The 24,311-nt window shown below is 71.1% G+C and carries 20 protein-coding genes and 1 rRNA gene; 17 read left to right on the plus strand and 4 right to left on the minus strand.

The genetic code is table 11. The features are described from left to right. The first annotated feature begins 86 nt into the window (after positions 1 to 86). From rrf to GA0115254_RS45155, 3 genes are all read left to right on the plus strand, one after another. Positions 87 to 203, plus strand: a 5S ribosomal RNA gene (gene rrf, locus GA0115254_RS03350). Between the two features lie 265 nt (positions 204 to 468). After that, complete coding sequence (locus GA0115254_RS45150; RefSeq protein WP_218105505.1) at positions 469 to 1,035, plus strand: hypothetical protein; 567 nt, start codon at positions 469 to 471, stop codon at positions 1,033 to 1,035. Continuing rightward, complete coding sequence (locus GA0115254_RS45155; protein WP_218105506.1) at positions 1,035 to 1,763, plus strand: tetratricopeptide repeat protein; 729 nt, start codon at positions 1,035 to 1,037, stop codon at positions 1,761 to 1,763. Before GA0115254_RS45150 ends, GA0115254_RS45155 begins: the two co-directional genes overlap by 1 nt. 58 nt (positions 1,764 to 1,821) lie before the next feature. Here the strand turns inward: GA0115254_RS45155 and GA0115254_RS03360 are convergent, their stop codons facing one another. Next, entirely contained in the window at positions 1,822 to 3,099 is a 1,278-nt protein-coding gene (locus GA0115254_RS03360) for a DUF1015 family protein (RefSeq protein ID WP_093893756.1), read from the minus strand. 71 nt (positions 3,100 to 3,170) lie between these two features. Here GA0115254_RS03360 and GA0115254_RS03365 point away from each other — a divergent pair, with 71 nt between their 5' ends. Continuing rightward, positions 3,171 to 4,199 carry an HAD hydrolase-like protein gene (locus GA0115254_RS03365; RefSeq protein WP_093893757.1) on the plus strand — a complete coding sequence of 343 codons (1,029 nt, stop codon included), beginning with the start codon at positions 3,171 to 3,173 and terminating at the stop codon, positions 4,197 to 4,199. Positions 4,200 to 4,377: 178 nt separating this feature from the next. After that, complete coding sequence (locus tag GA0115254_RS03370) at positions 4,378 to 5,220, plus strand: ABC transporter ATP-binding protein (protein ID WP_093893758.1); 843 nt, start codon at positions 4,378 to 4,380, stop codon at positions 5,218 to 5,220. Positions 5,221 to 5,278: 58 nt separating this feature from the next. Here GA0115254_RS03370 and GA0115254_RS03375 read toward each other — a convergent pair whose 3' ends face one another. After that, positions 5,279 to 5,626, minus strand: a complete 348-nt coding sequence (locus GA0115254_RS03375; protein WP_093893759.1) for an SCP2 sterol-binding domain-containing protein — start codon at positions 5,624 to 5,626, stop codon at positions 5,279 to 5,281. Positions 5,627 to 5,669: 43 nt separating this feature from the next. Here GA0115254_RS03375 and GA0115254_RS03380 point away from each other — a divergent pair, with 43 nt between their 5' ends. From GA0115254_RS03380 to GA0115254_RS03400, 5 genes are all read left to right on the plus strand, one after another. Beyond that, the gene (locus GA0115254_RS03380; RefSeq protein ID WP_256102376.1) at positions 5,670 to 6,008 is read left to right on the plus strand and encodes a hypothetical protein; all 339 of its coding nucleotides are present in this window, start codon (positions 5,670 to 5,672) and stop codon (positions 6,006 to 6,008) included. A gap of 7 nt (positions 6,009 to 6,015) precedes the next feature. Next, complete coding sequence (locus tag GA0115254_RS03385) at positions 6,016 to 6,831, plus strand: TlyA family RNA methyltransferase (protein WP_093893760.1); 816 nt, start codon at positions 6,016 to 6,018, stop codon at positions 6,829 to 6,831. Beyond that, complete coding sequence (locus GA0115254_RS03390) at positions 6,828 to 7,733, plus strand: NAD kinase (RefSeq protein WP_093893761.1); 906 nt, start codon at positions 6,828 to 6,830, stop codon at positions 7,731 to 7,733. The genes GA0115254_RS03385 and GA0115254_RS03390 overlap by 4 nt, the downstream gene beginning before the upstream one ends. 108 nt (positions 7,734 to 7,841) lie before the next feature. After that, complete coding sequence (recN, locus tag GA0115254_RS03395) at positions 7,842 to 9,587, plus strand: DNA repair protein RecN (RefSeq protein ID WP_093893762.1); 1,746 nt, start codon at positions 7,842 to 7,844, stop codon at positions 9,585 to 9,587. Positions 9,588 to 9,951: 364 nt separating this feature from the next. Beyond that, positions 9,952 to 11,049 (plus strand): glycosyltransferase family 4 protein, encoded by a 1,098-nt coding sequence (locus GA0115254_RS03400; RefSeq protein WP_093893763.1) that lies wholly within the window; start codon positions 9,952 to 9,954, stop codon positions 11,047 to 11,049. A gap of 27 nt (positions 11,050 to 11,076) precedes the next feature. Here the strand turns inward: GA0115254_RS03400 and GA0115254_RS03405 are convergent, their stop codons facing one another. Then, the gene (locus GA0115254_RS03405; protein WP_093893764.1) at positions 11,077 to 12,702 is read right to left on the minus strand and encodes a PucR family transcriptional regulator; all 1,626 of its coding nucleotides are present in this window, start codon (positions 12,700 to 12,702) and stop codon (positions 11,077 to 11,079) included. Positions 12,703 to 12,963: 261 nt separating this feature from the next. On the opposite strand from GA0115254_RS03405, the gene GA0115254_RS03410 reads away from it, so the two are divergent. After that, positions 12,964 to 13,857, plus strand: coding sequence for a sulfurtransferase (locus tag GA0115254_RS03410; protein ID WP_256102377.1), 894 nt, complete (start codon positions 12,964 to 12,966; stop codon positions 13,855 to 13,857). Positions 13,858 to 13,912: 55 nt separating this feature from the next. Here the strand turns inward: GA0115254_RS03410 and GA0115254_RS03415 are convergent, their stop codons facing one another. After that, entirely contained in the window at positions 13,913 to 15,715 is a 1,803-nt protein-coding gene (locus tag GA0115254_RS03415) for a glycoside hydrolase family 15 protein (RefSeq protein WP_093893815.1), read from the minus strand. Between the two features lie 406 nt (positions 15,716 to 16,121). Here GA0115254_RS03415 and GA0115254_RS03420 point away from each other — a divergent pair, with 406 nt between their 5' ends. The 6 genes from GA0115254_RS03420 (at position 16,122) to GA0115254_RS03445 (ending at position 24,208) form a co-directional block, all read left to right on the plus strand. Continuing rightward, positions 16,122 to 17,807: a CTP synthase gene (locus GA0115254_RS03420; protein WP_093893765.1), complete on the plus strand. Its 1,686-nt coding sequence runs from the start codon at positions 16,122 to 16,124 to the stop codon at positions 17,805 to 17,807. Positions 17,808 to 17,896: 89 nt separating this feature from the next. Then, the gene (locus tag GA0115254_RS03425; RefSeq protein ID WP_093893766.1) at positions 17,897 to 18,523 is read left to right on the plus strand and encodes an NUDIX domain-containing protein; all 627 of its coding nucleotides are present in this window, start codon (positions 17,897 to 17,899) and stop codon (positions 18,521 to 18,523) included. Positions 18,524 to 18,771: 248 nt separating this feature from the next. After that, entirely contained in the window at positions 18,772 to 20,835 is a 2,064-nt protein-coding gene (locus tag GA0115254_RS03430) for a tetratricopeptide repeat protein (protein WP_093893767.1), read from the plus strand. Between the two features lie 143 nt (positions 20,836 to 20,978). Beyond that, positions 20,979 to 22,094, plus strand: coding sequence for an alanine dehydrogenase (gene ald / locus GA0115254_RS03435; protein ID WP_093893816.1), 1,116 nt, complete (start codon positions 20,979 to 20,981; stop codon positions 22,092 to 22,094). A gap of 369 nt (positions 22,095 to 22,463) precedes the next feature. Beyond that, positions 22,464 to 23,582, plus strand: a complete 1,119-nt coding sequence (locus tag GA0115254_RS03440; RefSeq protein ID WP_093893768.1) for a ParA family protein — start codon at positions 22,464 to 22,466, stop codon at positions 23,580 to 23,582. Beyond that, positions 23,579 to 24,208, plus strand: a complete 630-nt coding sequence (locus GA0115254_RS03445; RefSeq protein ID WP_093893769.1) for a hypothetical protein — start codon at positions 23,579 to 23,581, stop codon at positions 24,206 to 24,208. The genes GA0115254_RS03440 and GA0115254_RS03445 overlap by 4 nt, the downstream gene beginning before the upstream one ends. Positions 24,209 to 24,311 lie beyond the last annotated feature (103 nt).

Below are 24,311 nucleotides of genomic sequence, written 5' to 3' on the forward strand. Positions count from 1 at the left end.
GTTCCCGGGTTGCGAACAGTCGCACCGGTTGAACAGCTTCACTACTTAATTGAAAAGTGTGCTTGTTCGCTAGAACCCGATAGGGTTTCGGTGGTCATTGCGTTAGGGAAACGCCCGGTTACATTCCGAACCCGGAAGCTAAGCCTTTCAGCGCCGATGGTACTGCAGGGGGGACCCTGTGGGAGAGTAGGACGCCGCCGAACAATCTTTCAAGGACCCTTGGTCCCAGCGTTCACGCTGGGACCAAGGGTCCTTTTGTTTTGTCAAAGCGCGTCGGGTGTCCGGCTGCGCGAGAATGTCTTGTAGTACCTGATGACAGGAGTCACACGATGTCCACCAACTCTCCCGACGATCGTTCGGAGCGCGAGCCGCGTCGCCGGGACGGTGGTGACCGAGGCGGCTTCAGCGGCCGTCGTGACGACCGCTCCGGCGGACCGCGCCGGGACAACGACCGTGGTGGCTACCGGCGTGACGACAGCCGGCCCACAGGCGGAAGCGGCGGCGGTTTCCGCCGCGACGACCGTGACCGGGATCGTGCACCGCGGCGGGACGACAATCGTGGTGGTGGCTCCGGCGGCGGTTTCCGTCGTGATGACAGCCGGGGTGGTGCCGGTGGTGGGTTCCGTCGTGATGACCGGGATCGTGACCGTGGTCCGCGTCGGGACGATGACCGTGGTGGCTACCGTGGTCCGCGGCGTGATGACGACCGTGGTGGGCGTCCTGCGGGCGGGTTCGAGCGGCGCGATGACCGGCCGCGTGGCCCCCGCCGCGACGACGACAGCCGTGGTGGCGGCTACCGCCGGGATGACAGCCGTGGTGGTGGCTCCGGCGGTGGGTTCCGTCGGGACGACAGCCGAGGCGGGGGTTACCGCGGGCAGCGGGACGACCGCGGAGGCCGGGATGGTTACCGCGGGCGCGACGACCGTGGTGGGTACGAGCGGCGTGATGACCGGGACCGTGAGCCCATCAAGCGGCTTCCGATTCCTGACGACGTCACCGGTGACGAGATCGACAAGGACGTGCGGCAGGAGCTGATGAGCCTGCCGAAGACCCTGGCCGAGGATGTAGCCAGGAACCTTGTGATGGTGGCCCGGCTGATCGACGAGGACCCTGAGCAGGCGTACGCGTACTCGCGGATCGCGTTGCGGCTGGCCTCGCGAGTTGCTGCTGTCCGTGAGGCGGCCGGGTTTGCCGCGTACGCGACGCAGAAGTACTCGGAGGCGCTGGCGGAGTTCCGGGCGGCCAAGCGGATGACCGGTTCCGTGGAGCTGTGGCCCGTCATGGCCGACTGCGAGCGTGGACTCGGGCGGCCCGAGCGGGCGATGGCCATGGCCGGCGAGCCCGAGGTGCAGAAGCTGGACAAGGCCGGTCAGGTCGAGATGCGTCTGGTGGCTGCCGGGGCCCGTAGGGACATGGGGCAGATCGATGCCGCCATCGTCACGCTGCAGAGCTCCGAGCTCGCCTCGAACGCCGTGCACCCGTGGACTCCGCGGCTGCGCTATGCGTACGCGGACGCGCTGCTGGCGGCGGGGCGCGAGGACGAGGCGCGTGAGTGGTTCGGGAAGGCGCTGGAGGCCGACAAGGACGGCGCCACCGATGCCTCGGACCGGCTTGCCGAGCTGGACGGTGTCGAGTTCGTCGATGCCCTCGGTGAGGACGAGGACGAGGACGAGGACGACGCCGCTCCGGCGCCGGCCGACGCTGCGGATGACGACAAGAGCGACGGCAAGGACAACGACGAGGACGGTACGTCCGAGTCGTAAGGCATGAGCAAGGGCGGCACTCCGGAAGGGGTGCCGCCCTTTTTTGTTGCCGTGGGGGTCAGTCGAGGGTGAGGCTTCGCAGGACCAGACCGGTCGCCGGCTTGGGGCCGAAGGAAGTCGACTTGCGGGGCATGGTGACGCCCTGTCGGGCGAGATCCCGGACGACTTCCTCACGTACCGGATGCATCAGGACCGCCGTGGCATTGTGACGTTCGGCCTGTTCGACGACGGCCGCGGTGTCGTGTATGTACGCGATGTGCTCCGGCGCGTCGGGGATCTCCCAGACGTGGTCGAGCAGAGCCGCGTGCAGGACCGTCGCGTCGAGGGTCTGCCAGGCGGTCGGACGGTCGGCCGGAATTGTTCGGGACAGCAGGCCGGCGTCGGGACGGTCGATGAGGTGGAAGCCACCGTCGCCCGCAAGCAGGAACGCGTTGCCTCGCGCGGCCGCCTCGGCGAGAGCGTCCAGGGCCCGGGGGAGCGGACCTTCCATGTCGCGGATGCGGAAGAGGCCGTTCAGCGCGGCGAGTGCGTCGGCGACCGGGAAGCGGTGCAGCAGCCGGTGGATGGCGCGGACCCGGAGCGGGTAGCGGGCCGTGTCGACGAGGAGGACCAGGCCGAAGTCCCAGGGGCCGGGAGCCGTGTGCTCCTGCTGGAGGCGGAGGTAGGTGGCCCAGCGGTGGTGGCCGTCGGCGATCAGGGCCTGGTGCTGGGCGAGATCGGCCTCGATCTCGGCCCGGTCGGCCGGGTGGGTGACCGCCCAGAGCCGGTGGCTGTAGCCGTCCTCGGTGGTGGTGGAGAGGAGCGGCGGCCGATGGATGGTGCGTTCGATGACGGCGGTGGCGCCGGTCGGGTGGCCTTCGCTGCGATAGGTGAGGAGCAGCGGTTCGAGATGGGCCGCGGTGGTGCGCATCAGGTTGGCCCGGTCCTCGACGACATGGGCCATCACGTCCTCGTGCGGCAGCACGATGCCGTCGGCGGGGGAGGAGAGCGCCAGCGCGCCGACGATGCCGCGTTGCAGGATCTCGGCGCTGCTCTGTTCGTAGACGTACAGCGCGGGCTCGGGATCGGGAGCGAGTATGCCCTCGGCCAGCCAGCTGTTCAGGGTCTCGGCGGCCTGCGTGTGGCGGGCAGCGGCCGTGTCGGCCTGCGGCAGGATCAGCCGGACGATGTTGTGCGGATCCGCCGACTCCAGGTGGTGCAACCCGTCGGGGCGCACGACGACGTCGTACGGCGGTGAGGTCACCGCGGCAAGGCTGCCGACCCGCTCGGGGACGTATCGCAGTCCACGGAACGGAAGCAGACGCAGTCCCTGCCCGGCCGGACCTGATGTGTTCATTTCTGCATGGTATGTGCGCGGCCGGGATGCGCGATGATCGGGACAGAAGCATGGAATGAGGAGCGCAAAGAATGAGTCAGGCGAGCAGGACCAGGCCGAGCGGCAGCAGCACCGCGTTGAACGAGGCGTACGACACGGCGCTGCTCGATCTCGACGGGGTGGTGTACGCGGGCGGTCACGCGATCGTCCACGCCGTCGAGTCGCTGGGAGAGGCGCGGGACGGTGGGATGCACCTGGCGTATGTGACGAACAATGCCCTGCGGCCCCCGACCGCGGTGGCCGAGCATCTGACCGAACTCGGGGTTCCCGCCGAGCCTGCCGATGTGATCACCTCGGCGCAGGCAGTGGCCAGGCTGATGGCCGATCAGCTGCCGGCCGGGGCGCGGGTGCTGGTGGTGGGTGGCGAGGGGCTGCGCGTCGCGCTGCGGGAGCGCGGTCTCGTGCCGGTGGAATCGGCTGACGACGAGCCGGCCGCGGTGGCGCAGGGGTACGGCGGGCCCGACATGACGTGGGGTCGGTTCGCCGAGGCCGCGTACGCGATTGCGCGGGGGGTGCCGTGGTTCGCGTCCAACACGGATCTGACGATTCCCAGTGCCCGGGGGATCGCGCCCGGGAACGGTGCGGCGGTGGAGGTCGTACGGATCGCGACCGGGGCCGAGCCGCAGGTCGCCGGGAAGCCGTTGCCTCCGATGCACCGGGAGACGGTGCTGCGGACCGGGGCCGAGCGCCCACTGGTGGTCGGGGACCGGCTGGACACGGACATCGAGGGCGCGTTCAACGGCGGTGTGGACTCGCTGCTGGTGCTCACCGGGGTGACGGACGCGGCGCAGTTGGTGGCCGCCGAGCCCAAGCACCGGCCGACGTACGTGGACGCGGATCTGCGGGGTCTGCTGACCGGGCAGCCCGAGGTGGTGCGGGCGGGCGACGGGTTCGGCTGCGGTGGCTGGACGGCCTCGGTGCGCGGTGGTGACCTGGTGCTCGAAGGGGACGGGGACGTGCTCGACGGGCTGCGGGCGCTCTGTGGGGCGGCGTGGTCGTACGCCGGAGACGGCTCGTGCCGGCTGGACGCGGGGAAGGCGGTCGCCAGGCTGGGGCTGTGAAGGGCGACTCCCGGCGATTCGAACCAAAAGGAGGGTAGGCTAACCTAACTTTGTTCTGCTCGGTGTGTCGCCGTCCGGATGGCCGACCCGCCGGGCGACCGGGCGTCGGCCGCGGCCTCTGCTCGTGGCGGGGGGAAACCCTGCGCACCCGATCACCTCCGACTCCGGGAGTACGACCATGCAGCGCCTCACCGCGGACTCGGTGACCCTCGGCTACGACCAGCGGGTCATCGCGGAGAATCTCTCGGTCGAGATCCCCGACAACTCGTTCACGGTGATCGTCGGCCCCAACGCCTGTGGGAAGTCGACCCTGTTGCGCGCGCTCTCGCGGATGCTGAAGCCGAACAGCGGGCGAGTACTCCTGGACGGGCAGACGATCCACGGAATGCCGGCCAAGAAGGTCGCCAAGACGCTCGGGCTGCTGCCGCAGTCCTCCATTGCGCCGGACGGCATCACCGTCGCCGACCTCGTCGGGCGCGGCCGGTATCCGCACCAGGGGCTGCTGCGCCAGTGGTCGCCGGACGACGAACGCATCGTCGAGGAATCGATGGCGGCCACCGGAGTCGATGCGCTTGCCGATCGACATGTCGATGAATTGTCCGGCGGGCAGCGGCAGCGTGTCTGGATCGCCATGGCGCTCGCCCAGCAGACGCCGCTGCTGCTGCTCGACGAGCCGACGACGTACCTCGACATCCAGCACCAGATCGACGTTCTCGACCTCTGTGCGGAGCTGCACGAGACGCAGGGGCGCACCCTGGTGGCCGTCCTGCACGATCTGAATCACGCCGCGCGGTACGCCACGCACCTCATCGCGATGAGGGAAGGCGAGGTGATCGCCGAGGGGGCACCCGGCGAGGTCGTCACCGCGGAGTTGGTGGAGCGGGTCTTCGGGCTGCGCTGCCAGGTCATCGACGATCCGGAGACCGGGACGCCGTTGGTGGTGCCGGCCGCGCGCAAGCCGCGCCGCGGGGCGGTGGGCGTGCAGGGCAAGCCGGCTGCCGGGGTGCCGGCAGCCGGCTGACCGGACGGGGACCTGTCCTCAGTGGCGGGACCGGCCGGGAAGCGGGCCCGCCCCGCGGCTACAGCAGCGACCTGAGTCTCAGCAGGTCGCGGAAGCCGGCCTCCAGGCGGACCCGGCCCGCGCCCCATGCCCTGGCGAAGTTCATTTCGCCGTTCACCATGGCCACCAGGTCGTCGCCGGTCATCGCGAGCCGGATCTCGGCCTTCTCCCCGGGCGGGCCGTCGGCCGTGTCCAGGACCTGGATCCGGCCGTTGGTCAGCCGGCCGGTGAAGGTGATGTCAAGGTCCTTGATGTGACAGCTCAGCGAGCGGTCGAGGGCAGCCGCGCTGCGCACGTCGCCGTCGGCCCTTGCGAGGTTGTCGGAAAGTTTCTCGAGTGCGCTGCGGCACTCCGCCATGGTCGCCATCGTGACCGACGGTACCGCAGCCCTTCGCGGTAGCGTTTCCCGCATGAGCGACTCGATGCCCGGGTTCGGGACGGCAGCCGGAACAGCGCCCGGAGCGGAACCCGTGGCCGTGGCGGAGGACCCGTCCGGCGAGGGCGTGGCCCCGGCAGCCGTCACCCCTGCCGACCCTGCCGCACCCGCGCCCCTCGGGGTCGTACGCACCCCCACCGGCAACGCCGAGGTCGACGCACGGCTGGAGCGTCTCGCCGATGCGGACCACCTCCCGGCGGACGGACACATCGAGGTGTACGAGGATGTACACCGTGGGCTGCGCGAAGCGCTGACCGCGCTGGACGCCAGGCCCGCACCCGCACCGATGCCCTCGTACAACAACAGGAGCTGAACCGAACGTGGCAGGAGTGGCACGTCGCCGCCTCGACGCCGAGCTGGTACGCCGTAAGCTCGCCCGCTCGCGCGAGCATGCGAGCCAGCTGATCGCCGCAGGGCGGGTGACCGTCGGCGGAAACACCGCGACCAAACCCGCCACTCAGGTCGAGACCAGCGCCGCTGTCGTCGTGATCAAGGACGACAGCGACCCCGAGTACGTCTCGCGCGGCGGGCACAAGCTTGCCGGTGCCCTCGCCGCCTTCGTGCCCCTCGGGCTCAAGGTCGAGGGGCGGCGGGCGCTGGACGCCGGGGCGTCGACGGGTGGCTTCACCGATGTCCTGCTGCGGGCCGGCGCCGGTCATGTCGTCGCCGTCGACGTCGGCTACGGGCAGCTCGCCTGGTCGCTCCAGTCCGATGAGCGCGTCACCGTCAAGGACCGCACCAACGTACGGGAGTTGACACTGGAGGCCATCGACGGGAAGCCGGTGGACCTGGTCGTCGGCGATCTGTCGTTCATCCCGCTGGGGCTGGTCCTGCCCGCTCTGGCACGCTGCGCCGCCCCGGACGCGGACCTGGTCCTCATGGTCAAGCCGCAGTTCGAGGTCGGCAAGGAGCGGCTCGGCAGCGGTGGCGTGGTGCGCAGCCCCGAGCTGCGCGCCGAAGCGGTACGGGAGGTGGCGCGCCGGGCCTGGGCGCTGGGTCTCGGAGTGAGGGGGGTGACGGCGAGTCCACTGCCGGGGCCCTCGGGAAATGTCGAGTACTTTCTGTGGCTGCGGGCCGGAGCACCTGAGCTGGATCCCGCAGATGTCGACCGTGCAGTGGCGGAGGGGCCTCGTTGACGACGAATGCGGCACGAACTGTCTTTCTTATGGCACACACCGGCCGCCCGGCCGCGATCCGCAGCGCCGAGCTGGTCGTACAGGGACTGCTGCGCAGCGGTCTCGGCGTACGGGTGCTGGCCACCGAGGCGGCCGATCTCCCGCTGCCGCCGTCCGTCGAGACGGTCACGGATACCACGCCCAAGGCCGTGGACGGCTGTGAGCTGCTGATCGTGCTCGGCGGGGACGGGACGCTGCTGCGCGGCGCCGAACTCTCCCGCGCCTCCGGGGTGCCGATGCTCGGCGTCAACCTCGGCCGGGTCGGCTTCCTCGCCGAGGCCGAGCGGGACGACCTGGACAAGGTCGTCGACCGGGTCGTCACCCGGGCGTACCAGGTCGAGGAACGGATGACGCTCGACGTCGTCGTGCACAGCAACGGCGACATCGTCCACACCGACTGGGCGCTCAACGAAGCGGCCGTGCAGAAGGTGTCGCCCGAGCGGATGCTGGAAGTGGTCCTGGAGATCGACGGCCGGCCGGTGACCGGGTTCGGCTGCGACGGGATCGTCTGCGCGACCCCGACCGGATCGACCGCATACGCCTTCTCGGCGGGCGGCCCCGTCGTCTGGCCCGAGGTCGAGGCGCTGCTGATGGTGCCGATCAGCGCCCACGCGCTGTTCGCCAAGCCACTGGTGACCTCGCCGACCTCGGTGCTCGCCGTCGAGGTCCAGCAGCACACTCCGCACGGAGTGCTGTGGTGCGACGGGCGCAGGACCGTGGAGCTGCCCGCGGGGGCGCGGGTCGAGGTGCGGCGCGGTGCGGTGCCCGTACGGCTCGCCCGGCTGCACCACGCCTCGTTCACGGACCGGCTGGTGGCGAAGTTCGCACTGCCCGTCTCGGGGTGGCGGGGCGCGCCGCACTGACCGGCGGACATTACCCCGGAGGCGGTGCGAATGCTTCAGGAGCACACGGGAGAGTGAACCCCGGGGGGCGGGGCCCGTCGCACATCGGGGCCCGGACCTCGTAAGGTCATGTCCGTGTTGGAGGAGATGCGGATACGGTCGCTCGGAGTCATCGACGACGCGGTGGTCGAGCTGTCGCCCGGTTTCACCGCGGTGACGGGTGAGACCGGCGCGGGCAAGACCATGGTCGTCACCAGCCTGGGGCTGTTGCTCGGTGGGCGTGCCGATCCTGCCCTGGTACGGATCGGGGCCAAGGCCGCGGTCGTCGAGGGGCGGATCACGGTGTCCGACCGCGACGCCGTGGCCCTGCGGGCCGAGGAGGCCGGGGCCGAATTCGACGACGGCGCGCTGTTGATCAGCCGCACCGTCTCCGCGGAGGGGCGCTCCCGGGCGCATCTCGGCGGCAGGTCCGTGCCGGTGGGGGTGCTCGCCGAACTCGCCGACGAACTCGTCGCCGTGCACGGCCAGACCGACCAGCAGGGGCTGCTCAAGCCCGCGCGGCAGCGGCAGGCCCTCGACCGGTACGCGGGTGACGGTGTCACCGTGCCGCACGCCAAGTACGCGGCGGCCTACCGGCGGCTGCGGGCCGTCGTCACGGAGCTCGACGAGCTGACGACGCGCGCCCGCGAACGCGCTCAGGAAGCGGATCTGCTGCGCTTCGGGCTGGGCGAGATCGCTGCGGTCGAACCACTCGCGGGTGAGGACGGCGATCTGGCCGCCGAGGCCGAGCGGCTCGGCCATGCCGAAGCGCTCGCCTCCGCGGCGGCCCTCGCCCACACCGCGCTCGCGGGCAACCCGGAGGACCCGGAGGGCGTCGACGCGACGACCGTGGTCGCGGCCGCCGGACGGTCCCTGGACGCTGTACGGGCCCACGATCCGGCGCTGGCCGCGCTCGCCGACCGGATCGGCGAGATCTCGATCCTGCTCGCCGATGTGGCGGGCGAACTGGCCGGGTACGCCGACCAGCTGGACGCCGATCCGCTGCGGCTCGCCGCGGTGGAGGAGCGGCGAGCCGCACTCACCGGACTCACCCGCAAGTACGGCGAGGACATCACCGCCGTACTCGCCTGGGCCGAGGAAGGGGCCGCCCGGCTCACCGAGCTGGAGGGCGACGACGACCGCATCGGCGAGCTGACGGCGGAGCGCGATGCGCTGCGCGCCGAACTCTCGGGCCTCGGGCAGGCGTTGACCGATGCGCGTACAGGGGCGGCGGAGCGCTTCGCCGAGGCGGTGACCGCGGAGCTGGCATCCCTTGCCATGCCGCACGCCCGGGTCTCCTTCGACATCCGGCAGACCGAGGCGGCGGACGAGGCATCCGGTATCGAGATCGGCGGGCGGAGTGTGGTCTACGGGCCGTCCGGCGCCGACGAGGTCGAGCTTCTGCTGGCCCCGCACCCCGGTGCCCAGCCGCGGCCGATCGCCAAGGGCGCGTCGGGCGGTGAGCTGTCCCGGGTGATGCTCGCCGTCGAGGTGGTGTTCGCCGGCTCCGATCCCGTACCCACGTACCTCTTCGACGAAGTCGACGCGGGCGTCGGTGGCAAGGCGGCCGTCGAGGTGGGGCGGCGGCTGGCAAAGCTCGCCAGGTCCGCGCAGGTGGTCGTCGTCACGCACCTGCCGCAGGTGGCGGCCTTCGCGGACCGGCAGCTGCTGGTCGAGAAGACGGTGGACGGGTCGGTGACCAGCAGCGGGGTCACGGTCCTGGAGGGCGAGGACCGGGTGCGGGAGCTGTCCCGGATGCTCGCGGGACAGGAGAACTCGCAGACGGCCCGGGCCCATGCGGAGGAGCTGCTGGCCGCGGCGCGGGCGGACGGGTAACAGGGGCCTCGCGGCCGAGGGGCGCGCGTTCGTGCTCCGCCTCCGGGCGGGCTTGTCATTCGAGCCCGCCCGGAGATGTACGGACGCAGCGCCCGCCGGACGGACCCGGCCGGCCGCTGCGTAGCCTGGCCCGCATGGGAGCGTTCAGCAGAGCCGCAGTGTCCGGTGCCGTCGCAGCCGCCGTCGCGGGGGCCGCGGACGCGGCAACATCGCGCCGCCTCATCACCCGTGCGAGTGGTGCGTCGGGGCCGGTTGCTGATGTACGCAGCGGGCCAGTGGCTCGACTGTGCCGGAACGTGCGTACGGACTGGCATCCTTGGCGGTGCCATCACCGCCCACTCGGGAGCCCCGGGAGCCATTCAACGTGTCACAGCTGCGTACGGTCCAAGTCCTGGGCGGCGGCAGCGCGGGCAGCAGCGCCCACGTCAGCTCGCTGGCCGCAGGACTGGTGGCGAGAGGCGTGCACGTCACCGTCTGTGCCCCGGCCGAACTGGACCACGCCTACGACTTCTCCGGCGCGGGTGCCCGGTTCGCCCCCGTGCCGCGGCGCAGTGATCCCGCCGCCGTCGCCGCGCTGCGTACCGCCTGCCTGACGGCGGACGTGGTCCACGCGCACGGTCTGCACGCCGCCGTGCGCGCCGCTCTTGCGCTCGGCGGCCGCCGAATCCCGCTGGTCGTCACCTGGCACGCTCGCGCCCACGCCGAGGGCGCCAGCAGCCGGCTGCTTCATCTGATGGAGCGAAGAGCGGCCCGCGCGGCGGCAGTTGTGCTCGGTACGACATCGGACCTGGTCGACCGGGCGCGCCACCGAGGAGCGCGCGACGCCCGGCTCTCGCCGGTCTCCGCCCCCGTTCCGCGCGTGTCCACCGGTGCCCACGAAGGCAAGGCGCGGGCCGAACTCGGCGTGGTGGAAAGGTCGTTGATCGTCACGTACGGGAGTCTCGTACCGCATCACGGGTACGACATGCTGCTCGATGCCGCACGAGTATGGCGCGAACTCGACCCCGTACCGCTGCTGATCATCGTGGGGGAGGGGCGGGAGCGGGCCGCCCTGCAGCGCCGGATCAGGAACGAGGGGCTGCCCGTCCGGCTCATCGGCAGCCGCGACGACATCGGGGAACTTCTCGCCGCCGCCGATCTGGCCGTGCTGTCCAGCCGGTGGGAGGCTCGCTCGGTGCTGGCCCAGGAAGCGCTGCGGCTCGGCGTTCCGCTGGTCGCCACCGCGGTCGGAGGGGTGCCCGAACTCGTGGGGGACGGGGCGGAGCTCGTGCCTTACGGGAATGCGGAGGCGCTCGCGCGGGCGGTGGTCAGGCTGCTCGGCGATCCGGAGCGGCGCGCGGAGCTGGTGGCCGCGGGGCGTGTGCAGGCTGCGGGTTGGCCGACGGAGGACGACACGATCGCTCAAGTTCTCAGCATCTACGACGAGTTGACGAAGCCGTTGGCGGTGGCGCGGACGCGGTGAGCGGCTGCTCGTCGGACGGGTCCGGAACTACGAAGTGTGGCGGCGGGCCCGGAGGGCCAGGCTCAGCGCCAGGACCGCCTGGGGGTCGTCCAGGTCGGTGCCGAGCAGCTCACCGATGCGGGCCAGCCGGTTGTACAGCGTCTGACGGTTCAGATGCAGTTCGCGCGCCGTCTCCGCCTTGCGGCCCGCGTGGGCCAGATACGTCTCCAGCGTCGGCAGCAGCGGAGGGCGAGAGGTGCGGTCGTGATCGCGCAGCGGGCCGATCGCCCGGTCCACGAACGCAGCCAGATCCGGATGGTCCCGCAGCCGCCACAGCAGCAGATCGATGTCCAGACGCCGGGCGTCGTACCAGGGCCGGTCGCTGAGACCGTGCGCGGCCGTCGCCGTCTCCGCGGCGTGCCGCAGCCCCGCACCGGCCGCCGCCCAGCCACCCGCCACGCCTACCACCACGACCGGCGGATGCGATCCCGCACGCTCCAGACCGGCCCGCTCCACACCCGCCCGCAGCGCCGCCGCGACCCGGTCCGCGACCGCCGTGCGCTCCGTCTCGGACCTCAGCCCCAGCAGCACCGGAACCCGGCCCTCCACGGGCCGTACACCGAGCAGCACCGGAACACCCACCGACGAGAGCTCCTCCAGCACCGCCCGCGCCAGCAGCGCCCAGTTCCCCGACACGGACAGCTCGGGGGCCAGCCGCATGACCACCGGCAGCAGCGGCATCTCACCCGGTTTGAAACCCAGTACGCGGGCTTGCGCCGGCGCGTCCTCCGGAGTGATCCGGCCCTCGGCGAGATCCGTCAGGAAGTCGCCCCGGCCGCGCGCGGCGAGCTCCTCCTCCTGGCGGGCCTGCATCAGCACGACGGCGAGGATGCCGGCCGCCCGCTCCGCCGCCATCCGGTGCACCGTCACCAGCGGACCGGCCACGGCCAGCAGCACCAGCCTGGCCCGTACCGAACCGGTTCCAGGGCCACCGCCCGGCACATCCACCAGCACCGAACCGGTGGGCGGTGTCTCACGGGCCGCCCGGTCGCCGCGCATCCCGTCCCACACCTGGAGCGGATCGGCGGACACCGGGCCGGACCCGGGGCCCGCCGCGTACAGCAACTGGCCGTCCGCCGTCTCCAGGAAGACCGGGTTGGCCGTGAAGTCCGCCAGGATGCCCAGCACCTGGGGCACCCCGCCGCCGCCGAGCAGCGCCTCCGTACACCGCCGGTGCACGTCCTCCGCCTGCCGAAGCAGCGCGTAGTGACCGTTGACGATCTCGGTGTGGATCTCCTCGGTCACCGTCACGAACGGCACCTCGCGGTGCAGCTGCACCAGCGGCAGACCGGCCGCGCGGGCGGCGTCCACGATCGACGCGGGCAGCCTGCTGAAGCGCGGTCCGAGCTCCACCACCAGGGCGGCGATGCCGCGGTCGGCGAGCCTGCGGACGAAGGCGCGCTGCTCGGCGGGGCGGGTGCCGAGCCCCAGACCGGTGGTGAGCAGCAGCTCACCACCCTTGAGCAGCGAAGCGATGTTCGGGACCTCGCCCGCGTGCACCCAGCGCACCGTACGGTTCAGCCGGTCCGCGCCGGCCACCACCTCCGGGAGCCCGCTGCGCAGCCCCGGCAGCTCAAGGGCTCGCTGCACGGTGATTCCGCCTTGGGTCTCCACTGCTCTGGCCTCGCGTTTCCACTCGGGTCGGGCGGACAGTCGCCCTGATTCAGGAAGGTACCGGCCCCGGGCGCCGGAGGCGTCGTCGGGGAGCCGTCGGCGGAGTCCGCCGACCGGGGGCCGTGGCATCGATCAGCCGCTTTCGGCATGCCCGAGGGCATCGAGCCGCTGTTGACACGGGCCGAGGCCGCTGCGATCTTGTGACCGCCGCGCGGTTCGGGCCGAGTGGCCCTCGTACCCGGACCTGGAGCTGGAGCAGATGTGAGCGACGACATATCGGCGTACTCGGGCCAAGAAGGCCTTTCGGGCCATCTGCCCGGCCCGTTGGTCGGGGCCGACTGGCTCGCGGCGCGGCTGGGCGAGCGCGGGCCGGTGGTCCTCGATGCCTCGGTGGGCGCGTACCGGGGTTCCGAGCAGCGGATTCCGGGAGCGCGGCCCTTCGATATCGACGGGGCGCTGTCCGACCACTCCGGACCACTGCCCCACACGCTGCCCGACGCCGACCGGTTCACCGAGGAGATGCGCTCCCTCGGCGTCGACGACACCGACACCGTCGTCGTCTACGACGCCGCGGGCATCTACTCCAGTGCGCGTGCCTGGTGGATGCTGCGGGCCATGGGCTTCGACCGGGCCGCGGTGCTCGATGGTGGTCTGCCCGCCTGGTCCGCCGCCGGACTGCCGCTGGAGGACGCCGGACCCGCGCCTGCCGTGGCGCGCGGCGACTTCACAGCTCGGCCGCGCGCGGGGCTGGTCGTCGGCAGCGACGAGGTGGTGGCGGCCCTGGCCGACCCCGCCGCGGCCGTCTTCGACGCCCGCTCCAGGGGGCGGTTCTCCGGCGCGGTCGCCGAGCCACGACCGGGGCTGCGCGCCGGCCATATGCCGGGGGCGGTCAATCTGCCCTTCGGCGAGATCCAGCGCGACGGCCGGATGCGCCCGGTGGAGGAACTGCGCGCCGCATTCGCCGCCCTCGCCGGGGAGCGGGAACGGCTGTTCTTCAGCTGCGGATCGGGCGTCACCGCCTGCGTGCTGACGCTGGGGGCCGAGCTGGCGGGGTACCGCGAGCTGGCCGTGTACGACGGGTCCTGGAGCGAGTGGGGGCTGCCTTCGGGGCTGCCCGTCGTGACCGGAGCGGAGAGCGGGGGGCCGCTGCGATGATGCCGCTCGCCGCAGGGGGCGGGCCCGGCACACGCCGCCCGCCCCCTGCCCGAGGTCAGCCGACGTATGCCCCGCTCGCCGTCAGGCGCAGTGCCGTGTCGATCAGCGGCACATGGCTGAACGCCTGGGGGAAGTTCCCCACCTGGCGCTGCAGCCGGGGATCCCACTCCTCCGCGAGCAGGCCCAGATCGTTGCGCAGGGACAGCAGCCGCTCGAAGAGCTGGCGTGCCTCGTCGACCCGGCCGATCATCGCCAGGTCGTCGGCCAGCCAGAACGAGCAGGCCAGGAACGCGCCCTCGTCGCCCTCCAGTCCGTCGACGCCCGCGTCCTCGCCCTTGGTGGGGTAGCGAAGCACGAAGCCGTCCTCCGTGGACAGTTCGCGCTGGATCGCCTCGATCGTGCCGATCACGCGCTTGTCGTCCGGCGGGAGGAATCCCATCTGGGGGATCAGCAGGAGGGAGGCGTCCAGCTCCTGCGATCCGTAGGACTGGGTGAAGGTGTTGCGTTCCTTGTCGTAGCCCCGGTCGCAGACATCGCGATGGATGTGGTCGCGCAGTTCCCGCAGGCGCTCCAGCGGCCCTTCCGCGTCCCCGGACTCGATCAGCTTGATGGTGCGGTCGACGGCGACCCAGGCCATCACCTTCGAGTGGACGAAGTGGCGGCGCGGGCCGCGCACCTCCCAGATGCCCTCGTCCGGCTCGTCCCAGTGCTTCTCCAGGTACTCGATCAGCTTCAGCTGGAGGCCCGTCGCGTAGTCGTTGCGGGTCAGGCCCGTCATATGGGCGAGGTGCAGTGCCTCGGTGACCTCGCCGTACACGTCCAGCTGGAGCTGGCCCGCGGCGCCGTTGCCGACCCGGACCGGGCCGGAGTTCTCGTAACCGGGCAGCCAGTCGAGCTCGGCCTCGCCCAGCTCGCGCTCGCCCGCGATGCCGTACATGATCTGCAGGTTCTCCGGGTCGCCGGCGACCGCCCTCAGCAGCCACTCGCGCCAGGCGCGGGCCTCCTCGCGGTAGCCGGTGCGCAGCAGGGAGGAGAGGGTGATCGCGGCGTCACGCAGCCAGGTGTAGCGGTAGTCCCAGTTCCGGGAGCCGCCGATGTCCTCGGGCAGGGAGGTGGTCGGCGCGGCGACGATGCCGCCGGTCGGCGCGTAGGTCAGGGCCTTGAGGGTGATCAGGGAACGGACCACGGCCTCGCGATAGGGCCCGTGGTACGTGCACTGCTCGACCCATTCACGCCAGAAGTCCGCGGTTGCGTCCAGCGAACTCTCGGGGTCCGGAAGACCGGGCGGCTCGTGGTGCGAAGGCTGCCAGCTGATCGTGAAAGCGATCCGGTCCCCGGGCGCGACCGTGAAATCGGAGTACGTCGTCAGGTTCTCGCCAAAGGTGTCGGCGGGGGTGTCCAGCCAGACGGAGTCCGGGCCGGCGACGGCGACCGTACGGCCGTCGACCTTGTGCACCCACGGTGTGACCCGCCCGTAGCTGAACCGCATCCGCAGCTCGGAGCGCATCGGCACCCGGCCGCTGATCCCCTCCACGATCCGGATCACCTGCGGTGCTCCGTCACGAGGCGGCATGAAATCGGTCACTCTGACCGTTCCCCGCGGTGTGTCCCATTCCGATTCCAGGATGAGGGAGTCCCCGCGGTAACGGCGGCGGTCCGCGGAGGGCGGCTCCGCGCCGTCCTCCCGTGCCGGTCCCAGGCGCCAGAAGCCGTGCTCCTCGGTACCCAGCAGTCCCGCGAAAATAGCGTGTGAATCGAAGCGGGGAAGGCACAGCCAGTCCACTGTGCCGTCCCGGCAGACCAGGGCGGCGGTCTGCATGTCTCCGATGAGTGCGTAATCCTCGATGCGCCCGGCCACGTGCATCTCCAGTCGAACGGCCATGTCGCCCCGTGGGGCATTACTGCGGGTAATGAGGTCGTCGCAAGGGGGCGTTGTGGGGGAACCTGCGAACTCGGTACCTCGCCCGGAGCGAGTGTCCGAGCAGGATACGACGCACCCGGATGATCTGCGCGACGGTCTCATCAAAGCGTCTGAGCCGAACGGGTGCGACGGGAGGGGGCGGCGTTGATCTTGTGCGGTCGGCGTGCGGGGTGTGGCCGGAAGCAGGCTCCCTTTGTCGCTGATACCCTGGTAGCCCGTGGACCGGTGGTCGTCCGCAACAGCAGACGAGGCCCCCGAACCGCAGCGACGGCACCTCCGGAATCTCCGGACGGCAACGCCGGTACGCACCTCACGATCGCGACCACGGGAGCCCCCTTTGGCTATGCAGCCCACATCCACGACGACCAAGCACATCTTCGTCACCGGGGGTGTCGCCTCTTCCCTCGGCAAGGGTCTGACTGCCTCCAGCCTCGGTGCCCTGCTCAAGGCGCGCGGCCTTCGGGTCACCATGCAGAAGCTCGACCCGTATCTGAACGTCGACCCGGGCACGATGAACCCCTTCCAGCACGGTGAGGTGTTCGTCACCAACGACGGAGCCGAGACCGACCTGGACATCGGCCACTATGAGCGCTTCCTCGACGTCGACCTCGACGGGTCCGCCAACGTCACCACCGGACAGGTCTACTCGCAGGTGATCGCCAAGGAGCGGCGCGGCGAGTACCTCGGTGACACCGTGCAGGTCATCCCGCACATCACCAACGAGATCAAGCACCGCATCCGCCGCATGGCCACCGACGACGTCGACGTCGTCATCACCGAGGTCGGCGGCACGGTCGGTGACATCGAGTCGCTGCCGTTCCTGGAGACCGTCCGCCAGGTCCGCCACGAGGTCGGCCGGGACAACGTCTTCGTCGTGCACATCTCGCTGCTGCCCTACATCGGCCCGTCCGGCGAGCTCAAGACCAAGCCGACCCAGCACTCCGTCGCCGCGCTGCGCAACATCGGCATCCAGCCCGACGCGATCGTGCTGCGCGCCGACCGTGACGTACCGACCGCCATCAAGCGCAAGATCTCGCTGATGTGCGACGTCGACGAGGCCGCCGTAGTGGCCTGCGTGGACGCCAAGTCGATCTACGACATCCCGAAGGTGCTGCACACCGAGGGCCTGGACGCGTACGTCGTGCGCAAGCTCGACCTGCCGTTCCGTGACGTCGACTGGACCACCTGGGACGACCTGCTGGACCGCGTCCACAACCCCGACCACGAGATCACCGTCGCGCTCGTCGGCAAGTACATCGACCTGCCCGACGCGTATCTCTCGGTCACCGAGGCCATCCGGGCCGGCGGCTTCGCGAACAAGGCCCGCGTCAAGGTCAAGTGGGTCGCCTCCGACGACTGCAAGACGTCGGCCGGTGCCGCCAGGCAGCTCTCCGACGTCGACGCGATCTGCGTCCCCGGCGGGTTCGGCGACCGCGGTGTCAACGGCAAGATCGGCGCCATCCAGTACGCCCGCGAGAACAAAGTGCCGCTGCTCGGCCTCTGTCTCGGCCTGCAGTGCATCGTGATCGAGGCGGCGCGCAACCTCGCCGAGATCCCCGACGCCAACTCCACCGAGTTCGACGCCGCCACCTCCCACCCCGTCATCTCGACGATGGAGGAGCAGCTCGCGTACGTCGAGGGCGCCGGCGACCTGGGCGGCACCATGCGGCTCGGCCTGTACCCGGCGAAGCTCGCCGAGGGTTCGCTGGTCCGTGAGGCGTACGACGACCAGCCGTACGTGGAGGAGCGTCACCGCCACCGCTACGAGGTCAACAACGCCTACCGCGCCGAGCTGGAGAAGAAGGCCGGTCTGGTCTTCTCCGGCACGTCCCCGGACAACAAGCTCGTCGAGTACGTCGAGTACCCGCGCGAGATCCACCCCTACCTGGTCGCCACCCAGGCGCACCCGGAGCTCCGCTCCCGCCCGACCCGCCCGCACCCGCTCTTCGCGGGCCTGGTGAAGGCGGCCGTCGAACGCAAGACGGGTGCCGGGGCCGGTGGCAAGCAGGGCACCACGTCGGGCAAGTAGTCCGGCGGTACGCAGGCATTAACGTTGACCGGGGTACGGATCCACTGAGGATGCGTGCCCCGGTTTCGGTTTTTTGTGGGAGGACGTAGATGGGTTTCCAGGACACGCCCGAGGAGTGGCAGGTCACCGCGACCGAGACGCCCTTCACCGGCAACAAGACCAGCGTCCGCACCGACGAAGTGGTGATGCCCGACGGCACGGCCGTACGCCGTGACTACCAGGTCCACCCGGGCTCGGTCGCCGTGCTCGCGCTCGACGAGGAGGGCCGGGTCGTCGTGCTGCGGCAGTACCGCCACCCGGTGCGCCACAAGCTCTGGGAGATCCCGGCGGGACTGCTCGACATCCCCGGCGAGAACCCGCTGCACGCTGCCCAGCGAGAGCTCTACGAGGAGGCGTACGTCAAGGCCGAGGACTGGCGGGTGCTCACCGACGTCTACACCACGCCGGGCGGCTGCGACGAAGCCGTACGGATCTTCCTGGCCCGGAATCTCTCCGAGGCCGACGGGGAGCGCTTCGCGGTCTCCGAGGAGGAGGCCGACATGGAGCTGGCCCGGGTGCCGCTCCAGGAGCTGGTGAGGGGGGTGCTCGCCGGGGATCTGCACAACAACTGCCTCGTGGTGGGCGTCCTTTCGCTCGCGACGGTGCTCGCCGGTGACGGGATCGAGTCGCTGCGTCCGGCCGAGGCGCCGTGGCCGGCCCGCCCGTTCGAGGCCTGACGGCCGACGGCCTGACGGTTCGTAAGGATGGTTCGAGGTCCGGCGTTCGCGGGCATCGTTCGAGGTCCAGCAGCCCGTGGGGGCCGCTGAACGGTTCACCGACATCCTCCGATCGGAAAAGATGCTGATCCGATCGGGGGACCTCTGTGCCACGCTCCACGGAATTCGTCCGCACGCCTGAACTACGCTCGGAATGCCCTGACCGGAGTCCCGGCGGGCAACGCGTGCAGCGAAGTGGAGCGTGGCCCGTGACGGATCAGGCGGTGGACACCAGCGGCCCGGCCAAGGCAGCGGGAACCGAGGAGCCGTCCGGCGCCGTTCCACCCCAATTCTTCGGCCGCGACCGCGAGTTGAAGGCGCTGCGAGCGGACATCGAGCGGGCCGGACTCGACACCCTGGCCGGTCGTAAGGCCGCCCGTGCCAGGGTCCTGCTGATCGCCGGACGCCCGGGCTCCGGACGCACCGCACTCGCCGGCGAGCTCACCCGCCTGCTGCTCTCCACCGGCGACCATCCCGACGGCCTGCTCCGGGCCCGGCTCACCGACCCCGGCGGCACACCCGTCCCCACCGAACGCACCGCCCGCAGGCTGCTCGACCAGCTGGGTGTGACGGGGCCGCCCGGCGCGGACGGGGACGAGCTCTCCGAAATGGTCCGCGAGGCGCTCGCCGGGCGCCGCGCCCTGCTGCTCCTCGACGACGCCGTGGACGCGGAACAGGTCGACCCGCTGCTGCCGGACAACCCCGACTGCCTGGTCGTCGCCACCTCCGGGGGCCCGCTGACCGGTATCCCCGGTGTCCGCCCCTGCACCATCGGCGGCCTGGACGCGGGCTCCGCCGTCCGGCTGCTCGCCCGCATCATCGGCCAGGTCAGGATCACCGTCGACCCGCGGACGGCCGAGACCCTCGCCGAGGAATGCGCCGGCCTGCCGGCCGCCCTGGTCATGGTCGGCGGCTGGCTCGCCGCCAACCCCATGGCGTCGGTCGCCGATGTCACCAAACAGCTGCGCGAGCTGCCGGACGACACGGAGCAGTCCACCGGCGCCCGCCCGTTGGCGCGCGCCTTCCGGCTGGTCCACGACTCCCTGCCGCCGACCGCCGCCCGGATACTGCGACTGCTCGCGCTCGCCCCCGCCGGACTCGCCGACGCCCACACGGCCTCCGCCCTGGCCGGCTGCTCCGTCTCCGCAGCCCAGACGACCCTCGACGACTTCGTGGCCCTGGGGCTGCTGCACACCGATGGGGCCGGCCAGCCGCAGTACGAGGTGCCCGGCTGCCTCGCTCCGCTGCTGCGGGCGCTGCTGGAGGACAGGGACCGGCCGACGGAGATCCAGCTCGCCAGGGCCCGGATGCTGGAGCGGACCGTACGGCTGCTGCAATCCTGCCGTGCGGTCACCGACCCCGAGGGTTCCCCGGCCCGTCGCAAGCTCGCCGGGCTGCCGCGCTCGCTGCGTTTCCCCAACCCAGATGCGGCCGCCGAATGGCTGCGGATCCGCCGTCCCGCCCTGCTGGCCTCGGCCAGGCTCGCTGTCGAGGACGGTGAACTCGACACTCTGGCAAGGAGGTTGGTGGCCGCACTGGTGCGGGCGCTGGCAGTGCACCAGGGCACCGATGCGGCCGCGCCCGAACTGTACGGACTGCACGGTCTGGTTCTGGCAGTCGCCGAGCGGCGCGACCTGCCGCGCGAACGGGCTGCCGCGCTGCTCAACCTCGCCGACCTCGATGCCAGGACCGGCCGTACGCAGGAGGCGCTGACCCGCTACCGGGCCGCGCTGGACGCCGGACGGGCCGCGAAGGATCCGTATGCCACCGGCCGTGCGATGGAATCCGTAGGCGGTGCCTACGCCGAGCTGGGGGACTTCCAGCGGGCCTCCGACTGGTACGGCCGGGCGTTGGCGCAGCGGCTCACCCAGGGCGAGCGGGCCGACGAGGCGCGGCTGTACGGGCGGCTCGGCGCCGTCCACACCTATGCCGGCCGGTACGGCGAGGCGCTGCGGAACTGGCGGGCCGCCGCAGCCGGGTACCGCAGGCTCGGCGATGTGCCGGCCCAGGCGCGGGCGCTGAGCGAGGCGGCCCGGGTGCAGGAGTACGCGGGCCGGCCGCAGGAGTCGCTGCACACCTGTCAGGAGGCCGTCGAGTGGGCCAGGCGGGCCGGGGACGTACGGCTGCAGGCGGCGCTGGAGCTGCGGCTGGCCGACACGCTCGACCGGCTGGGCGACTCGACTGCGGCCCGGCTGCACCGGGGCCTGGCCGACAGATTGCTGGACAAGCAGGGTGCAGCCTACGAAATCCGTAGTGCGGTGAGTGAAAATTAATGCTTTGTAAGGCTAGACAGCGCGAAGCCCTTCATTAGACTGGCTTTGCCGCGTGTGTTCGCGGTGTCTCCATTTACGCTGTGTCTATCCGGGTATGTATAGCTATGCCCGGGTAACCCTCTGAGCCAAGGACCGTGATCGACGTGAAGGTCGGCATCCCCCGCGAAGTCAAGAACAACGAGTTCCGCGTGGCGATCACGCCCGCCGGTGTGAACGAGCTCGTACGCCACGGCCACCAGGTCGTCGTCGAGGAGAATGCCGGGGCCGGCTCCTCCATCACGGATGAGGAGTACGTCGCCGCCGGGGCGCAGATCCTCCCCACCGCCGACGAGGTCTGGGCCACCGCCGACCTGCTGCTCAAGGTCAAGGAGCCGGTCGCTGAGGAGTACCACCGCCTCCGCAAGGACCAGACGCTCTTCACCTACCTGCACCTCGCCGCCTCCCGCGAGTGCACGGACGCGCTGCTGGAGTCCGGCACCACCGCGATCGCGTACGAGACCGTGGAGACCGCGAACCGCGCGCTGCCGCTGCTCGCCCCGATGTCCGAGGTCGCGGGCCGGCTGGCCCCGCAGGTCGGCGCCTACCACCTGATGCGCTCGGTCGGCGGCCGCGGCGTGCTGCCGGGCGGCGTCCCGGGCACGGCGCCCGCCGAGGCCGTCGTCATCGGTGGCGGTGTCTCCGGCTGGAACGCCACGCAGATCGCCGTCGGTCTCGGCTTCCACGTCACGCTGCTCGACCGGGACATCAACAAGCTGCGCGAGGCCGACAAGGTCTTCGGCACCAAGGTGAAGACCGTCGTCTCCAACGCCTTCGAGCTGGAGAAGGCCGTCCTCGAGGCCGACCTCGTCGTGGGCGCCGTGCTGATCCCCGGTGCGAAGGCCCCGAAGCTGGTCACCAACGAGCTCGTCGCCAAGATGAAGCCCGGAAGTGTACTTGTCGACATTGCGATCGACCAGGGTGGCTGCTTCGAGGACTCGCACCCGACGACGCACGCCGAGCCGACCTTCATGGTCCACAACTCGGTCTTCTACTGCGTCGCCAACATGCCGGGCGCCGTGCCCAACACCTCCACGTACGCGCTCACCAACGCCACGCTGCCGTACATCCTGGAGCTCGCCAACCGCGGCTGGGTCGAGGCGCTGCGCCGCGATGCCGCGCTCGCCAAGGGCCTCAACACCCATGACGGGCAGGTCGTTTACCGCGAGGTGGCCGAGGCTCACGGCCTCGAGCACGTCGAGCTGAGCTCGCTTCTCGGCTGACGGGTCAACATCTCCCGTCAACCTCATGCGTCCGGCCGGACCTTGCTCAGCAAGGTCCGGCCGGACGCATGCCGGGCCCCTGTGAGGCCCTCGTCCAACTCGTCTCGAACGTAACCCTTCAACCGATTCGTGCACCCGCTGAAAGTGCGCCTCGGTGGCTGCCTGCCCTTGACAGGGAGGTGTTCGATTGCCGACACATCGGGCCGGGTCCGGCGGATTGTGTTGCTGCGGAGCGGTGACACGCCATAGAGTCGCCAATCGTCGGCATGGTGCCACGCTGACCTATCGATAAGTTTCCTGGTCACGTCCAAGGAGGTAAGACGACTTGTGAATGAGTCGACATTTACTCCCGGGGGTGTTCAACCAGGGATGCCTGCACGGGGCCAGAGCCCGAACGGGCTGGAGGCTGTCGGCTCCGTCGCTGTCCGCACCTTCGCCACCCACCAGCACATGACGACAGCCCCCCAGATGATGGACGGCCTAAACGTGAACGCCATGGCCGGCAACGAGAGTGGCCGAGAGACCGCCCACTTCGCCGACTTCGACGAGGTGCCCCAGGGGCACTTCTACGACCCCGACGCCGAGTACGAGCCCGATCCGGAGTACGCGGCCACCCTCGCGCCCGACGCTGCCCGCCAGCGCCGCGAGCGGATCGGCCCGACCGGTCGGCCCCTGCCCTACTTCCCGATCCCGGGCCCGCTGACCGATCACGGTCCCGCGAAGATCATCGCGATGTGCAACCAGAAGGGCGGCGTCGGCAAGACCACGTCGACCATCAACCTGGGTGCCGCACTCGCGGAGTACGGGCGCCGCGTCCTGCTCGTCGACTTCGACCCGCAGGGAGCCCTGTCGGTCGGGCTCGGCGTCAACCCGATGGAGCTCGACCTCACGGTCTACAACCTGCTCATGGAGCGGGGCATGTCCGCCGACGAGGTCCTGCTGAAGACCGCGGTCCCGAACATGGACCTGCTGCCCAGCAACATCGACCTGTCGGCTGCCGAGGTGCAGCTGGTGAGCGAGGTGGCCCGGGAGTCCACGCTGCAGCGCGCCCTGAAGCCGCTGATGGCCGACTACGACTACATCGTGATCGACTGTCAGCCCTCGCTGGGGCTGCTCACCGTGAACGCCCTGACGGCGGCCCACAAGGTGATAGTGCCGCTCGAGTGCGAATTCTTCGCGCTGCGAGGTGTGGCGCTGCTCACCGAGACCATCGAGAAGGTCCAGGAGCGGCTCAACCCGGATCTGGAGCTCGACGGCATCCTCGCCACGATGTACGACTCCCGTACGGTGCACAGCCGCGAGGTCCTCGCGCGCGTCGTCGAGGCCTTCGACGATCACGTCTACCACACGGTCATCGGGCGCACGGTGCGCTTCCCGGAGACCACGGTCGCCGGCGAGCCCATCACCACGTACGCCTCCAACTCGGTCGGTGCCGCCGCCTATCGCCAGCTCGCCAGGGAGGTGCTCGCCCGGTGTCACGCCGAGTGAGTCTGCCCGGGGCCGACGAACTGTTCCGTACCACCGGGGGGATGGGGCTGCAGGCCTCGTCCCCCGCGGACCGGCGGCGCAAGGCGAACGGCGAGGCCCGGGTGCCCGGCCCTGCCGGGGAGAGCGATCCCGCGGCCGACGGATCCGGGGCGGGCGCGGCGGAGGCCGCAGCCGGCACCGCGGCCCCTGCGCGGGAGGAGCACTCCGCGGCCGACGCCGACGCGGGGGGATCGCGCAGCCGCGGCGCAGACGGTGACCGGGGCGTGGTGGCAGGGCAGCCGGGTCGCAGGGCTCAGCAGTCCTCGCCGTCCACGCAGTCGCCCGCGCCGTCGTCCGCGCAGGAGACGGTTGCCGCCCCCGCCGTTCAGCAGCAGCGCAGGCGCGGAGGCGGGCGCGGGGCGAACCGGCGGCCCAGCGGCCGGGAGCGTCACGACGAGAAGATCACCGTCTATGTCTCGGCCGAGGAACTGATGGACCTCGAACACGCCCGTCTCGTGCTCCGCGGTGAGCACGGGCTCGCGGTCGACCGAGGGCGGATCGTCCGCGAGGCGGTCGCGGTGGTTCTCGCGGACCTGGAGTCGCGGGGCGACGCGAGCATCCTCGTACGGCGGCTGCGCGGCCGCTGACCGGCGGGGCGCCGGTAGCCTGCCCGGAGTGCCGACGCCGGCGGGTGTCCGGCCTGCCCCGTACGGGCCACTGCCCGCCGCCCGTATCCCGCTGCCCCTGGAC

Source organism: Streptomyces sp. Ncost-T10-10d (assembly GCF_900091955.1).
GTDB lineage: Bacteria > Actinomycetota > Actinomycetes > Streptomycetales > Streptomycetaceae > Streptomyces.

Excerpts from the sequence above, each read along its gene's own strand:
- GA0115254_RS03440 (WP_093893768.1), top strand. The coding sequence starts at position 22,464 with ATGCCTGCACGGGGCCAGAGCCCGAACGGGCTGGAGGCTGTCGGCTCC.
- GA0115254_RS03420 (WP_093893765.1), top strand. The coding sequence starts at position 16,122 with ATGCAGCCCACATCCACGACGACCAAGCACATCTTCGTCACCGGGGGT.
- GA0115254_RS03365 (WP_093893757.1), top strand. The coding sequence starts at position 3,171 with ATGAGTCAGGCGAGCAGGACCAGGCCGAGCGGCAGCAGCACCGCGTTG.
- recN (WP_093893762.1), top strand. The coding sequence starts at position 7,842 with ATGTCCGTGTTGGAGGAGATGCGGATACGGTCGCTCGGAGTCATCGAC.
- GA0115254_RS03380 (WP_256102376.1), top strand. The coding sequence starts at position 5,670 with ATGAGCGACTCGATGCCCGGGTTCGGGACGGCAGCCGGAACAGCGCCC.
- GA0115254_RS45155 (WP_218105506.1), top strand. The coding sequence starts at position 1,035 with ATGAGCCTGCCGAAGACCCTGGCCGAGGATGTAGCCAGGAACCTTGTG.
- GA0115254_RS03370 (WP_093893758.1), top strand. The coding sequence starts at position 4,378 with ATGCAGCGCCTCACCGCGGACTCGGTGACCCTCGGCTACGACCAGCGG.
- GA0115254_RS03425 (WP_093893766.1), top strand. The coding sequence starts at position 17,897 with ATGGGTTTCCAGGACACGCCCGAGGAGTGGCAGGTCACCGCGACCGAG.
- GA0115254_RS03360 (WP_093893756.1), bottom strand. The coding sequence starts at position 3,099 with ATGAACACATCAGGTCCGGCCGGGCAGGGACTGCGTCTGCTTCCGTTC.
- GA0115254_RS03375 (WP_093893759.1), bottom strand. The coding sequence starts at position 5,626 with ATGGCGACCATGGCGGAGTGCCGCAGCGCACTCGAGAAACTTTCCGAC.